We start from the raw sequence: 13,747 nt of genomic DNA, 5'->3' as shown, positions 1-13,747 counted from the left end.
TAAAATAGAACATACATTCCAAACATATGTTTTTATTTTACAACGTGCTATCTTTTTAATAATTTATTACACGAACATCAAAATATCAGAAATAATTCAGTAACTTAGTGTATATCTAGTATGTCGAGAGAGAAAAATGATTACTGGAGGTTACTATGAAATCGTATAAAGGGATGCTATTTATTTTAATAACAATGTGTGGCAGCGGCTTACTCTGGTATTTTGCCACTCCGATTGAATCGATACATGTGTTAAATAAGCTTAGTCACATCGTTGGAGGATTGGCACTTACTGGATTTTTTCTAGTATTTTTATTAGCAACAAGAGTGAAAATCCTTGAAAAATGGTTTCACGGATTAGAATATGTTTATATGTACCACAAATATTTGGCGATTTTGTCATTAGGGTTAGTCATTCTACACAGTCAATTACAGGATTTGGTTCCACATGGAGATAACGCGATTGAAACGCCGCTGAGTGAATTTGCAAAAGAACTTGGAGAGCTTGCGCAAAATGGCTTTATCGGACTTATAGTGATAGCATTATTTGCTAAATTTCTAAAATATGAGCATTGGCGCTATATCCACCGCCTATTGTTAATTCCTTATGCATTAGGTCTTTACCATGCATACTTCTCAAGTAGATATGATTTGTTTCAACCGACACCTTTAGGGATATTTACAGCAATTACTGCTATTGTCGGGACTATGTCCGCTCTGTACATGCTGACAATGTATCAAGACATGCGGTTTAAACATACGGGTAAAGTTTCGGGCATTCGAAAATTAGGTAACAGTGCTGTTGAATTAGAATTAACTTTAGATCGCAAACTGAGTTATCAAAACGGCCAATATATCTTTTTAAAAATTTTCCAAACGGGGCTAGAAAAAGCGCCACATCCCTTCTCTATTTCAGGTGGAGATGGGCAAAAAATATATGTAACGATTAAGGCACTTGGAGATTTTACTAAAAAGGTCAACGCACTGATACAAGTAGATTCAAAAGTAGCTGTTGAAGGCCCCTATGGTCATCTAGATTTTGACAAAGGTTATCAGCAACAAATTTGGATAGCTGGCGGTGTAGGTATAACACCTTTTTTATCGTATTTACAATCTAATCCTACCAATCGAGATATTGAGTTATTTTACACTTACCGTGGACACAACGATGCGATCCACAAAGATTTTTTACAAAAGTATGCAGAAAACAATAAACATTTCAAAGTGAATTTTATTGATACGACTACTATGGACAGGCTTACATTTGATGATGTTTCAGTGCCAGCCCATACGAGTATCTTTATGTGTGGGCCTGAAAAAATGGTAAAACGTTTTACAAAACAGTTTAAATCTAGCGCTAACGATATCGATATCAACTTTGAAGCTTTTAAATTTAAATAATAGCCTTATTTCCAAATAAAAGAGGCTTCCATCCCGTAGAAGAGATGGAAGCCTCTTTATTATTGATTTATTTTGATTACAAATAACTGTCTATTTTTACTGATTAAGATACTTACTATTGCTAGTAATAGACCCGAAATCAAAAATACTATTCTTATGCCGAATACATCGGCTATTATGCCCATTACTAAAGAGGCAATGCCAAATCCCCCTGTTAAGATAGCGCTTAAAGCCGTATAAACAGCAGATAATTCATTTCTTGAAACACTTGTTTGAATAACGGTATGCTGTGGGATGCTCTTTATTTGCCCAAAAAGCCCTACACAAAAAGTTAAAAATAATGCAATCATCGGCATGCTGTTGACACTGAAAAAAATGGTGGCAATACACGTAAATAATGACCCCATCACCATCACTTGCGCTATGTTCTTTTCAATGGATGCGCTATATTTCACACAATAAATGCTGCCCACTATTAATCCCACAAAATACGTGCCATTGATAAAGCCCCACCATCGCTTGTCAACATGCAAAGCATCATGGACAAATACCAATATAATGGCTGCAATCCATACCGTACCCGCAATGGTTTCAAGAATATCAATCCATACGATTTGACGTAACAAAGGGGTATTCCACAATGTTTTCCAGCCTTTAACAACCTGATCTATTTTCCCTTGTTGTTCGAGTGATTGTTGGTCTATATTTTCTAATAAAGATAATACCAAACTCGCTATGGCGAACAAACATCCCACAACCCAAATAAGTTGCTGAGAGCTGAGAACAAGCAAAAATAGGCTACCGACGAACCACATAATTGATTGAATAAATTGCGTGACTCCTTCATCTATGCCATTTGCTTTCAATAATTGTTCATCCTTCACATAATAAGGAACCAATGTCTGTCTTATAGGATTGGCACAGCCATCAAGAAATGCAATCATACTGATGGCAATAAACAACAAGTAATAATTCGTTGCGGAGATCCCTAATAACAGTAGCCCTAAGCCAAATAATAAACACGTTTTTCCGATTTGCGACCCCGCCATTAACCACTTTAAATTCACCTTCTCGAACAGAAGCGGCGTCAATATACTGGACATAAACATCGATGTTGCAATCGTAAATGGCACAAAGGATGCGGCAATAGCTGATCCTGTTAAAAGATAAATGGTATGAATAACACTTACGATATATAAAACGTCACCTATATTGGCAAGTGACTGCCCTACAAGTAATAACAAAAAATTCCTACCCAATTTCATAAACTATCCCCCATTTTTTAAGAAAATAAATTCATTGAAATGGGCGATTTTAAATTGGACGATTCATGCAACTTGCCTCCCCCATTTTTAACGAAATACCATTCATTAAAATGAGCGATTTTTAAATTGGACAATTCATACAAACGGTCTCCTTCTGCTAGCTGATAAATCAGGGGGATTAAGATTTATCAAATTTTTATAGTGAATAACTTATTTTTCTATATTTTTATTTTCCATACAATAAATTTCACTTACAATTATACCGATATTTATAAAAAATAGTTGCTTTTTTATTTAATTACAGAGCATGTTGAACTGGATGATATCATAAAGTGATGTAATGTTGCCTAAAGTAATTAGTCCATTTTTATAGGACTTTTCTCGGGAAATGATGTGGATTTTATGTGCTCAAATAAACGTGTTGAAAGGGGAGAGTTTTAATGAATTATTATGATCCGTATTATAGTGATTATGATGCAGTCTTTGGTGGTTTCATGGTGGTTTTCTTTTTCGTATTATTGGGCATGTTAATTATTGGGTACGTTGTGAATGCACTTATTTATTTTATGGCTTCGAAAACAAATGGTTTTAGCGATGTAGCTTATATTGCATGGATTCCGATTATCAATATTTATAGTTTATTTCTACTTACCGCCAATGGTGATGATGATGCGACAATACGTGCAGCAGCGAAAAAAACAACATTCATTTATGCAGCATTATTTATCATTTCGTTCGTCCCATTAGTTGGATTTATTGCTTCACTTGTTATGTTCGGCTATTGGGTTTACTACACATATCGTCTTCTATTCCGATGGACTGGTGAGTCTGGAAAAGCAGTTCTCTACATTATTTTATCTATTATTACATGTGGCTTATTCTATGCTATCTACGGCTTAATCCGTATGAAACGACCATTTATCGTATAGTTGTAGTGTAAAGAGCCTCTTTAAATCCCTTTTCGTCCAGCAAAACGGAAAGCGGATTTTTTTGTGCTTATACCCTATCGTTTCTGTTCATTCCCCCTCCTATTTCCAATATTTTTTCCAAAATGAAGCCAGCGTTCACGCTGAATATGCTATATTATAGTTAGAAAATTTAGAATTTCTAATTTTTAAACAAAGGGGATTTTATTTATGTATGAAAATATTTTAAGACATCCAGGACCTACACCGATTCCTAAAAAAGTGCAACTTGCAATGAACCGAGATATCTTCAGCCATCGAAGCAATGAATTTGTTGAGCTATATCGTGAAACGACAGAGCTAGTGAAAGCTGTTTTCGGCACGAAGCAGGACATATTATTGCTTCCATCTGGTGGCACAGCGGCACTGGAGGCTGCAGCTGTCAATACCGTTAATGCGGGCGATGATGTTGTTGTTATTACCGTAGGGGCTTTTGGAGATTATTTCGTTTCAATTTGCGAAAAATATGGCTTTAACGTACATAAGCTGGCAAAACAATGGGGACAAGCATGCACAGCTGAAGAGTTGCGTACTTTTTTACAACCTTTACAACATATTAAAGCTGTTTTTATTACGTACAACGAAACGTCAACAGGTATTTTAAATCCCATTGCAGCGTTAGCACAAGTCGTGCGTGAAGAAAGCGATGCGTTAGTTATCGTTGATGGCGTAAGCTGTATTGGTGGAGCTCCTGCTGAGATGGATGCATGGGGAATTGATATCCTCGTAACAGGCTCGCAAAAGGCGATGATGCTTCCACCTGGGCTTTCTCTCGTTAGCGTTAGTGACAGAGCTTGGAAAGTTATCGAAGACAATACTATGCCCTCTTATTACTTAAATTTATTGAGCTATCGTGATTGGGCTCACAAAGGGATGACACCTAATACCCCTACCATCACACTTATTTATGGATTACGTGAAGTATGTAAACTCATTGAAGAAGAAGGTGGCTTTGCTCACACTGTTGCACGCCATGATTTGATGAAAAATATGGTGCGCAGTGCAATGACAGCTCTTCACATGGAATTATTGACAACGGATGAGTTCGCTTCACCAACGATTACTGCTATCATGGCGCCAAAAGGAATTGCATTAGATGCATTTTTACATCACCTTAAACAACACTATCATTTAGATTTTGCTGGTGGTCTCGGGCCTTTGCAAGGGGAAATTTTTAGATTTGGGCATATGGGCTACTGCTTCCCTAGCGATATTTTACAAGCCGTTTCTTTAATGGAAGCGGCATTGCAAGACTTTGCCTATGACTTTGAGCCAGGTGCAGGTGTCAGCGCAGCACATAAAGTGTTTTTAGCCGCACAGGCGAATACGATTACAAGCCCCTAATTAGCTGACCTATGAGGACAGAAGAGAAAAAATGTTAGATTGACTAAAGTCGTTCTAACATTTTTTCTTATCTAGACAATTTTCTTACAGACTATAAAGATAATAATAAAGTTGAGTAAAATCCTTTGCAATTAACGAATCTCGTTCTATAAAAAATTGTAATGTACCCGAGTCTGCTATCATAGCATATGTTTTTTTAGCATTGCCTTCCATATCTAATTGAAATAGTAACTCAGCATTGCTATTTTTTTCATCAAAGCTATTTTTATCCATAAATGCATAGCCACCTATTTTCGTTCCACTACCATCTGTTTCATCAAAGTACTTTGAATAAGAAGGATTCTCTATTGGTAAGTCATAATGAACGGAGCGAGGATCCGTATACGGGACTAGCTCTTGAAGTAATGTTGCCTTCAATGCATAAGGACCCCCAAAAATAATGGGTTCACATAGCTCATACTCCATTTCTTCATCTGAAAATGGCTCGATATCATGGGAGGGATCAAAGTCCGAATAATACCGACAATAGTAGCCATCCTTGTAAACACCATACTCTTCATCCGCCAACACAAAAACTGTAGAAGCCCTTGCTGTGGATAATCTTCTAGCTTAGGTAGCTTTGCAAAATTTAGCTGTGCTATAAACATATACGGTATGCCACTACTATGTACTGGGAAGTCATCACCTAATTTACAATATGGTCTTCCACCTAATTTACTATCTGTATAAGTAACTGACTCCTCTACTGCTTGTAAAATAATCGCCTGCTTTAAAGAATCCTTCAATATCGTTCAATCCTTTCTTATTAACTAAAAATAATTTGCTAATTAACATCCTGTAAAAGAGTTTCTAAATAAAAAGACAGATACCACTCTAACAACGCATATCTGTCTTTTTTTGACTTTACTCAACATGTTATCATTAACTGTGTTTCATTATTTATTTTTGCTACATGTTCACCTTCGCCATGTACTCTTCCCGCATCTCTTGTGGCACCATACTTCCCCCTGTTGCCCATACAAGATGTGTAGCTTGTTCCATTTTATCCTGTAAATGATGCTTCTCTATATAATCTTGCCCGTTCTTTAACAAATGAATGGGGCCAAACATGCCTGCATGTGCAGAAGGCTCTAAAAATACCCCTTCACTTTCCATGGCTAAAGCAAGGGACATAAACAATTCTTCATCTTTTACGGTATAGCAACCGCTAATATACGATTCCATCACTTTCCCTACAAATTTAGAAGCACGCCCTACAGCAAGACCATCTGCCTCTGTTTGATTGTCCAAGCCAATATCTTCTACACTGATTGCGTCATGTAAGCCTGTCATAAGCCCAATTGTCATGCAAGGTGAGGCAGTTGGCTCGGCAAAAAATATATGAACATGCTCCCCGAATATTTCACGTAAACCATAAGCTACCCCACCAGGGCCACCTCCTACCCCACATGGTAAATAAACGAACAATGGATGTGCTTGGTCCACTTGAATGTTTGTCTTTTCTAACTGGACTTTTAAACGTTTTGCTGCTACTGCATAGCCAGCAAATAAATCTTTTGAATTTTCATCATCAATAAAATGACACATGGGATCTTGTGAAGCTTCCAGACGCCCCTGTTCTACAGCAACACTATAGTCTGCTTTATATTCAATAACCGTTGCACCTTTTTCTCTTAACAACGCTTTCTTCCACTCTTTTGCGTCACTCGACATATGTACAACGACATTGAACCCTAATTTTGTGGCCATTATGCCGATACTGAGCCCTAAATTACCGGTTGAACCTACCGCAATCGTATACTGCTGAAAAAACGTCCTTAGTTCTTCAGTGGCGAACACCGCATAATCATCTTCTACTGTTAACTTACCATTAGCAATTGCCAAACGCTCTGCGTGCTTTAAAACTTCATAGATTCCACCACGAGCTTTGATGGAGCCAGAGATAGGCAATAAGTGATCACATTTTAAAACGAAATTACCTGGAATAGATAGTGCGAACATTTTCTCGAGTGCCTTCTTCATTTGTGCAATTTGTTGAATAGGCGATTCAATCAGTCCTTTACTCTCTAATAGCTCAGGATAAGCAATAATTAAATAGGAAGAAAAGCGTTGCAGCGTTTCTTCCGCCTCTTTAACCTCCTCCTTAGAAAAGAGCGTCGTTTTTGCCTTTTTCATCCATTTTGTATTCTTCCAAAATACAGTCTCCCGATTTTTTATCTTTTCTAATAGTGGATATTGGTGAAATAATTCGTGTTTTAGGTCATTTTCCATCTGTTGATTCCTCCATTTTTTGCGCTAAAATTGCTCGTTCACAAATTTGTCGAAATTTCATTTCAAACAGCATATTATTTTCTTTCGTTCTTTTTTTCGGTCCCTTGGTTCGTCCTCCAGCTCGTCTAATCTTCTGCCCAACATGGCGCATATCGAGCAAACGTTCGATATTTTCACTAGACATTTCCCTGCCATTTTGATCGATTGGATAACCTCCACGTGCCAACACCATGGCCGCTAAACCGTAATCCTGTGTAATGACAATATCATGTTTTGAAAGCGCATTCACTAGCGTGAAATCAACCGAATCTGGACCCTTTGGTACAATAATTGTTATTACATTATCACGTTCAATACGGTGGGATGTATCGCAAAACAAGATAGTTTCAATCTCAAACCCAGATGATATAGATAGCGCTAAATCCACGACTGGACAGGCATCAGCGTCAATTAATACCTTCACAATAAGGCATCATTCCCTTCTCATTATTAGATTAATCAAGCACTTTGATATTATTTTAATATAGTATTTTCTCGACCCTATTTGCTCATTTTTTCACAAACTTAACCAACTTGGAAAAAGTATTTTATTGAATAGTGTGAAAAATAGATATACGATACACCTATCAACCAATTTGGAGGTTTTCATTATGACAACAACAACTTTAAGCAATGAACAATTAGCACAAGAATACGTTGACGGCGTGTTCGAGCAACTTAAACAACAAAATAGCCATCAAGCGGAGTTTTTACAAGCAGCTGAAGAAATTTTCCTTTCATTAGTGCCTGTATTTGCACAACACCCTGAATATATTAAAGCAAATATTCTTTCTCGTATCGTTGAGCCGGATCGCATCATTTCATTCCGTGTCGCTTGGCAAGATGATAACAACCAAGTACAAGTGAACCGTGGTTATCGCGTTCAATACAGCAATGTAATGGGTCCTTACAAAGGTGGACTTCGTTTCCACCCTTCAGTAAACGAATCGATTATTAAGTTTTTAGGTTTTGAGCAAATCTTTAAAAATGCTTTAACTGGTCAACCAATCGGTGGTGGTAAAGGTGGATCTAACTTTAATCCAAAAGGTAAATCCGATTCAGAAATCATGCGTTTCTGCCAAGCATTCATGACTGAATTATACCGTCATATTGGGCCAGATGTCGATGTTCCTGCTGGTGATATCGGTGTAGGTGCTCGTGAAGTGGGTTATCTATGGGGTCAATATAAACGTTTAACAAAAGCAAATGAATCTGGCGTATTAACAGGTAAAACTCCTGGTTATGGTGGTTCATTAGCTCGTAAAGAAGCAACTGGTTACGGTACAGTATACTTTGTAAAAGAAATGTTAAAAGATGCAAATGATTCTTTCGAAGGTAAAACAGTTGTCGTTTCTGGTTCAGGTAATGTATCGACTTACGCAATTGAAAAAGCTCAAGCCTACGGTGCAAAAGTAGTTGCTTGCTCTGACTCTTCAGGCTATATCTATGATCCAGAAGGTTTAGATCTTGATGCTGTTAAAGAAATTAAAGAAGTAAAAGGTGACCGTATATCAACTTACGTTAATTACCGTCCAAATGCTACATTTACAGAAGGTTGTACAGGAATTTGGTCAATTCCATGTGATATTGCGCTTCCATGTGCTACACAAAACGAAATCAATGGCGACGCTGCTCGTACATTAATCTCAAACGGTGTAAAAGCAATTGGTGAAGGTGCTAACATGCCATCTGACCTTGAAGCAATTAACGAATTTTTAAATGCTGGCGTATTATTTGGCCCTGCTAAAGCAGCAAATGCTGGCGGTGTGGCTGTCTCTGCACTAGAAATGGCACAAGATTCAAGCCGTGTATTCTGGTCATTTGAAGAAGTAGATGCGAAGTTACACCAAATTATGAAAAATATCTATGCAGATAGTAAAGCTGCTGCTGATAAATACGGTTACCCAGGCAACTTAGTTGTTGGTGCAAACATCGCTGGCTTTATTAAAGTTGCTGATGGTATGCTGTCTGAAGGCGTATATTAATAAAATCCTTTTATAATTTATTCAATCTTTCTAGCATCTAGTAACTAGAACCTATTGATTAAATTTAGAATCTTCTTAATTTCACTTGAGATGATAACGAACATTCGTTATCATCTTATTTTTTTGTAGAATATAGGTGAAAAAATAAGTATAATAAAGATTAAAACGAACATTATTTATATTAAATAATTAAAACATTCGTGTTATAATTACAGTGTACTATGAATATTGGAGGGTTTTTTGTGGAATTATTGTATACAGGTAAAACGAAAAATGTGTTCAAATTAGAAGATGGTCATTATTTATTAAAATTTAAAGATGATGTAACTGGTGAAAATGGCGTATTCGATCCAGGCGCAAATACTGTTGGTTTAACAATTGATGGTGCAGGTCTTGCAGGTCTTCGCCTAACTTCTTATTTCTACTCAAAACTAAACGAACAAGGTGTCCCTACTCACTACGTAGACGCAAACTTCGATGATGCTACAATGACTGTAAAGCCCGCAACGGTTTTTGGAAAAGGGTTAGAAGTTATTTGCCGATTTAAAGCTGTTGGTTCTTTCCTACGTCGCTATGGTGCTTACGTACAAGAAGGACAACCTTTAGATTCTTTCGTAGAAGTAACAATCAAAGATGATGATCGTCTAGATCCTCCAATTTCTGAAGATGCTTTAGCGATGTTAAACCTGTTAACACATGAAGAATATGCTATTTTAAAACAACGCACAATTGAAATTTCTAAATTTGTTGGTGCAGAGCTTGCGAAAAAAGGCTTAACACTTTACGATATTAAATTAGAATTTGGGCGTGACGCTCAAACAAATGAAATATTATTAATTGATGAAATTTCTGGCGGCAATATGCGCGCTTACAAAGGTGAACAATATATTGAGCCATTAGAGCTTGAAAAAATTATGTTAGCTGACTAATCACTAACCCCTTCATGCAACCAATGCATGGAGGGGTTTTCTTTATTGTTTAGTAGTAATGTTTTTACATTCAATCCAAAATCCCCAATCTATCAAAAATTTTTTGAAACCTTTTACCACTTCACTCGTATATTGAATAGAAACATATATTATCATCTTTGGAGGTACTTTAATGGAAAACTATAATGAAACACCACAACAAGAAAGGTCTAAAGTGAATCCGTTTCTGTCTACTTGGATGCATCCAAAGCAAACTGCTCGCTATATGATTGATGCCAAATCAATCGGTTATGCAATTCTTATTATGTCCATTGCCTATATTGGTGCTATGCTTACTGGTCTTATAGATAGTGATTTTTTACTTAATGTATCCCCTTGGATTATCGTGCTATTCTGTGTGATTTTAGCACCGATTTCAGCAATTATTGGTACAGCGTTTTCTACCCTAATTTTTTGGTTAGTCGGTAAATTATTTAAAGGTAGTGCAACGTTTTCCGAAATGTTTAAAGGATTGAGCTTAGCGGGTGTACCATTTATTGCGCTTATTCCATTCTACTTAATATGGCTATTTACATCACCTGAGTCTTTAATGGATGCTAACTATATAGAATCAGCCCCTTGGATTTTTTGGCCGTCGCTACTCATGACAGCTGTTACTAGCATTTGGTCTATAGTTATTACAGTTGGGGTTGTAGCAGAAGCACATCGATTTTCAAATTGGAAGGCATTCTTTACAGTTCTTATTCCTTCAATTGTTGGTGTAATCATACTATTTATCCTTCTTATTATCATATTCATCGGAATAATCGGTATCAGTATGATTTAAAAAAATCTCCCCTCTCAATTTATTGAGAGTGGGAGATTTTTTGGTATATAACAATTTACACTATACCGAAAGGACAGTTTGTTGTTGGAATAACTCAGATACACCAGATGCAACGGCTGCTCCACTCACTGCACGTGAAACAATTTCAACAACACGCTCATCTAATGATTTAGGTACAATATATTCCTCTGTTAATTCTTCATCACTCACAAGAGAAGCAATCGCCTCTACTGCTGCTAACTTCATATCTTCGTTAATATCTGTTGCGCGTACATCTAATGCTCCGCGGAAAATTCCTGGGAAAGCTAGGACATTATTAATTTGATTTGGATAGTCAGAACGACCAGTCCCCATAATACGAACACCCCACGCTTTCGCATTTTCATACGTAATTTCTGGATTTGGATTTGCAAGTGCAAAGACAACTGGATTTTCATTCATCGATGCAATATGTGCCTCTGTTAGTAAATTGGCAACAGATACGCCAATAAAGACATCTGCACCTACGAGAGCATCATCCAACGTACCATGTAATTTTTCTGGATTTGTTAAATGCGCCACCGCATCTTTTATTGGATTCATGCCTTCCGCACGGCCTTCATAAATAATTCCTTTTGTATCACACATATAAATATTTTTATAGCCCATTTGGACAAGGATACGTAAAATGGCAATACCAGCCGCACCAGCTCCGTTAATGACTACTTTCATCGTTGCTACATCCTTCTGCACAATACGATTTGCGTTTATCATCCCCGCACCTACAACGATTGCCGTACCATGCTGATCATCATGAAACACCGGAATATCACATTCTTGACGTAGACGATCTTCGATCTCAAAGCAACGTGGTGCTGAAATATCTTCCAAATTAACACCACCGAATGTTGGCGCAAGCGCCTTCACAATGCTGACGATTTCATCCGTACTTTTTGTATCTAAACATAGTGGAAAAGCATCAACATTGGCAAAACGCTTTAATAAAATTGCTTTACCTTCCATTACAGGTAGTGCTGCTTTCGGTCCAATATCCCCCAGCCCCAACACCGCAGTGCCATCAGATACAATAGCTACCATATTGCCCTTCATTGTATAGTCATAAACAAGCGATGGATTTTTTTCAATTTCAATACAAGGTGCCGCTACACCAGGCGAATACGCAAGGCTAAGATCATAAGAGTCTTGCACAGGCACCTTTGAAATCACCTCTAATTTCCCACTATATTGTGCATGCATATCTAACGCTTTTTTCATAATATCCATTCAATCCGCCCCTTTTTCTTCTGTTTTATTGTATGTCAGTATCATAATACTTTGTGAAATTGTAGTCAACGAAAAAACTTTAAAAAGCATTATTTTCTTTGATAAATAGATGTTTCTTGTCGATTATAACGTTTTGTTGTATTGTTATTAATTTCACAATTAATTATCTTGATATAATAAATATTTTTTTCAGCTTGGTAAAAACGTAGTCATAACAGCAATCAACCTGTTCAGTTTTTCACATAGTATTTTACTGCAGTAAATGAGAAAAATTTCACAAACTCATGTAAGCGCATCCATTGTGACATCTAACTTCGCCACATTTTATTCACATTTTTTCACAAACTTTTTTAACAACAGAAAAAAGAGTCCTTAGCAGAAGGACTCTCAGAGCGAGGACTAACTCATATTAAAAAGGAACATACTTGCCAAGTAGTGTAGTTTACCCGCGGATTGAGCTAAAATACCCGCGAAGTAGCACACTTTACCCGCGGTGTATTTTAGGACTCTTGCTTAAATTGCTGAGTAAAAGCTGTAATAATATGTTTGGATGACCATTGCTCCCCGGACACCTTAGTGATTGGATACTCTCGGCGAAAAATGGCTTTCGTTATGGCATCGTCTGTGTAGCCTTGAGAATAGAGCTTTCGCACCTCTTCCTCCAACTCTTCTAAATAAGCAATTTTTTCGCTTATTTTCGCCCGACCATCCGCAAGAAAACCTGCATGGCAACAATAGACCTGTTCAAAATCAAAATGTAATAGTTTCTTTAACGATGCCAAAGTATGTACGATGTTTTCCTCATCAAGCACAACCTTTGTCTTCGTTTGAATATATAAATCTCCTGTAAACATGGCACCTGTTGCCCGATTGTAAAACGACAGATGGTCTGTTGTATGTCCTGGTGTCGCAATAATGTCCCAAGTGGTAGATTTCGTTTCGAGCGTGTCCCCAAATGGCTGTGCAATAAATGCTGGTCGCTGTCCCCAGAGCGCCTGACGATAGAATGGATAGTTTCCGTCTTCCGCACAATTCGCAATGGACTCATGATGAACGTAAATCGGGATATTCTGTTGTTGCTGAATCCAAGCAGCGTTGCCCGAATGGTCTTCATGTGCATGAGTCAATGCAACTTGTTCAACCGACAGCTCGCGAAAAAAAGATTGAAACTCCTCTGCAAGCGAATTAGAACCTGTATCAATCAGTAGTCCATCCACATAAAAGCTATAGACACTCATTCCTATACCTTGCACAGCTACTTTACCATGTGCACATTGCACGTTCCCATGTTGTTCGATTTCTATACTTTTCTCTAATTTATACATACGTTTCCCCCTTCCCCTTTGTAAAAAAAGTGTAGCATAAAATGAATGATGAGTCATTTTTAGCGTAAATTTCCATTTAATGCACCATAAGCGATATATTTTAATCTAGCCCCTATTTCTTAAGAAAAAAACGCC

General features: G+C 37.3%; 13 protein-coding genes. 6 read left to right on the top strand and 7 right to left on the bottom strand.

Annotated features, from left to right (window positions below):
* Window positions 1–155 precede the first annotated feature (155 nt).
* Window positions 156–1,400, top strand: a complete 1,245-nt coding sequence (locus tag MHH88_RS08410) for a ferric reductase-like transmembrane domain-containing protein (RefSeq protein ID WP_339262396.1) — start codon at window positions 156–158, stop codon at window positions 1,398–1,400.
* A gap of 59 nt (window positions 1,401–1,459) precedes the next feature.
* On the opposite strand, the gene MHH88_RS08405 is transcribed toward MHH88_RS08410, so the two are convergent.
* The gene (locus tag MHH88_RS08405; RefSeq protein ID WP_339262394.1) at window positions 1,460–2,665 is read right to left on the bottom strand and encodes an MFS transporter; all 1,206 of its coding nucleotides are present in this window, start codon (window positions 2,663–2,665) and stop codon (window positions 1,460–1,462) included.
* A gap of 440 nt (window positions 2,666–3,105) precedes the next feature.
* Between MHH88_RS08405 and MHH88_RS08400 the strand changes: the two genes are divergently transcribed.
* The gene (locus MHH88_RS08400) at window positions 3,106–3,594 is read left to right on the top strand and encodes a hypothetical protein (protein WP_339262392.1); all 489 of its coding nucleotides are present in this window, start codon (window positions 3,106–3,108) and stop codon (window positions 3,592–3,594) included.
* 207 nt (window positions 3,595–3,801) lie between these two features.
* Window positions 3,802–4,974, top strand: coding sequence for an alanine--glyoxylate aminotransferase family protein (locus MHH88_RS08395; RefSeq protein ID WP_339262390.1), 1,173 nt, complete (start codon window positions 3,802–3,804; stop codon window positions 4,972–4,974).
* A gap of 84 nt (window positions 4,975–5,058) precedes the next feature.
* On the opposite strand, the gene MHH88_RS08390 is transcribed toward MHH88_RS08395, so the two are convergent.
* From MHH88_RS08390 to MHH88_RS08375, 4 genes are all read right to left on the bottom strand, one after another.
* On the bottom strand, window positions 5,059–5,463 hold the full coding sequence (locus MHH88_RS08390; protein WP_339263018.1) for a DUF1963 domain-containing protein: 405 nt from the start codon (window positions 5,461–5,463) through the stop codon (window positions 5,059–5,061).
* Window positions 5,388–5,759 carry a DUF1963 domain-containing protein gene (locus MHH88_RS08385; protein ID WP_339262388.1) on the bottom strand — a complete coding sequence of 124 codons (372 nt, stop codon included), beginning with the start codon at window positions 5,757–5,759 and terminating at the stop codon, window positions 5,388–5,390. Before MHH88_RS08385 ends, MHH88_RS08390 begins: the two co-directional genes overlap by 76 nt.
* Window positions 5,760–5,922: 163 nt before the next feature.
* Complete coding sequence (locus MHH88_RS08380; protein WP_103977005.1) at window positions 5,923–7,245, bottom strand: D-serine ammonia-lyase; 1,323 nt, start codon at window positions 7,243–7,245, stop codon at window positions 5,923–5,925.
* The gene (locus MHH88_RS08375) at window positions 7,235–7,708 is read right to left on the bottom strand and encodes a DUF188 domain-containing protein (protein WP_339262386.1); all 474 of its coding nucleotides are present in this window, start codon (window positions 7,706–7,708) and stop codon (window positions 7,235–7,237) included. Before MHH88_RS08375 ends, MHH88_RS08380 begins: the two co-directional genes overlap by 11 nt.
* A 187-nt stretch (window positions 7,709–7,895) precedes the next feature.
* Here MHH88_RS08375 and gdhA point away from each other — a divergent pair, with 187 nt between their 5' ends.
* The 3 genes from gdhA to MHH88_RS08360 all read left to right on the top strand — a co-directional run bounded on the left by gdhA (window position 7,896) and on the right by MHH88_RS08360 (window position 11,024).
* Window positions 7,896–9,269 carry an NADP-specific glutamate dehydrogenase gene (gene gdhA, locus MHH88_RS08370; protein ID WP_069511515.1) on the top strand — a complete coding sequence of 458 codons (1,374 nt, stop codon included), beginning with the start codon at window positions 7,896–7,898 and terminating at the stop codon, window positions 9,267–9,269.
* A 242-nt stretch (window positions 9,270–9,511) separates the two neighbouring features.
* The gene (locus tag MHH88_RS08365) at window positions 9,512–10,198 is read left to right on the top strand and encodes a phosphoribosylaminoimidazolesuccinocarboxamide synthase (protein WP_025219181.1); all 687 of its coding nucleotides are present in this window, start codon (window positions 9,512–9,514) and stop codon (window positions 10,196–10,198) included.
* A gap of 172 nt (window positions 10,199–10,370) precedes the next feature.
* Window positions 10,371–11,024, top strand: a complete 654-nt coding sequence (locus tag MHH88_RS08360; RefSeq protein ID WP_339262383.1) for a Yip1 family protein — start codon at window positions 10,371–10,373, stop codon at window positions 11,022–11,024.
* Window positions 11,025–11,084: 60 nt separating this feature from the next.
* On the opposite strand, the gene MHH88_RS08355 is transcribed toward MHH88_RS08360, so the two are convergent.
* Both MHH88_RS08355 and MHH88_RS08350 read right to left on the bottom strand, forming a co-directional pair.
* The gene (locus MHH88_RS08355) at window positions 11,085–12,287 is read right to left on the bottom strand and encodes a malic enzyme-like NAD(P)-binding protein (protein WP_339262382.1); all 1,203 of its coding nucleotides are present in this window, start codon (window positions 12,285–12,287) and stop codon (window positions 11,085–11,087) included.
* Window positions 12,288–12,787: 500 nt separating this feature from the next.
* Window positions 12,788–13,612 carry an MBL fold metallo-hydrolase gene (locus MHH88_RS08350; RefSeq protein ID WP_339262380.1) on the bottom strand — a complete coding sequence of 275 codons (825 nt, stop codon included), beginning with the start codon at window positions 13,610–13,612 and terminating at the stop codon, window positions 12,788–12,790.
* Window positions 13,613–13,747 lie beyond the last annotated feature (135 nt).

Origin of the sequence: Lysinibacillus sp. FSL K6-3209 (genome assembly GCF_037976175.1) — a bacterium.
In the GTDB taxonomy this organism is placed as follows: domain Bacteria; phylum Bacillota; class Bacilli; order Bacillales_A; family Planococcaceae; genus Lysinibacillus; species Lysinibacillus sphaericus_D.
The sequence above is the reverse complement of the archived record's forward strand: the minus strand, read 5'-3'. Positions and strand labels throughout refer to the sequence as shown.

What these genes read in the sequence shown, in the direction of transcription:
- MHH88_RS08405 (WP_339262394.1), bottom strand. Translation starts at nt 2,665, where the DNA reads ATGAAATTGGGTAGGAATTTTTTGTTATTACTTGTAGGGCAGTCACTT.
- MHH88_RS08395 (WP_339262390.1), top strand. Translation starts at nt 3,802, where the DNA reads ATGTATGAAAATATTTTAAGACATCCAGGACCTACACCGATTCCTAAA.
- MHH88_RS08410 (WP_339262396.1), top strand. Translation starts at nt 156, where the DNA reads ATGAAATCGTATAAAGGGATGCTATTTATTTTAATAACAATGTGTGGC.
- MHH88_RS08360 (WP_339262383.1), top strand. Translation starts at nt 10,371, where the DNA reads ATGGAAAACTATAATGAAACACCACAACAAGAAAGGTCTAAAGTGAAT.
- gdhA (WP_069511515.1), top strand. Translation starts at nt 7,896, where the DNA reads ATGACAACAACAACTTTAAGCAATGAACAATTAGCACAAGAATACGTT.
- MHH88_RS08355 (WP_339262382.1), bottom strand. Translation starts at nt 12,287, where the DNA reads ATGGATATTATGAAAAAAGCGTTAGATATGCATGCACAATATAGTGGG.
- MHH88_RS08400 (WP_339262392.1), top strand. Translation starts at nt 3,106, where the DNA reads ATGAATTATTATGATCCGTATTATAGTGATTATGATGCAGTCTTTGGT.
- MHH88_RS08380 (WP_103977005.1), bottom strand. Translation starts at nt 7,245, where the DNA reads ATGGAAAATGACCTAAAACACGAATTATTTCACCAATATCCACTATTA.
- MHH88_RS08350 (WP_339262380.1), bottom strand. Translation starts at nt 13,612, where the DNA reads ATGTATAAATTAGAGAAAAGTATAGAAATCGAACAACATGGGAACGTG.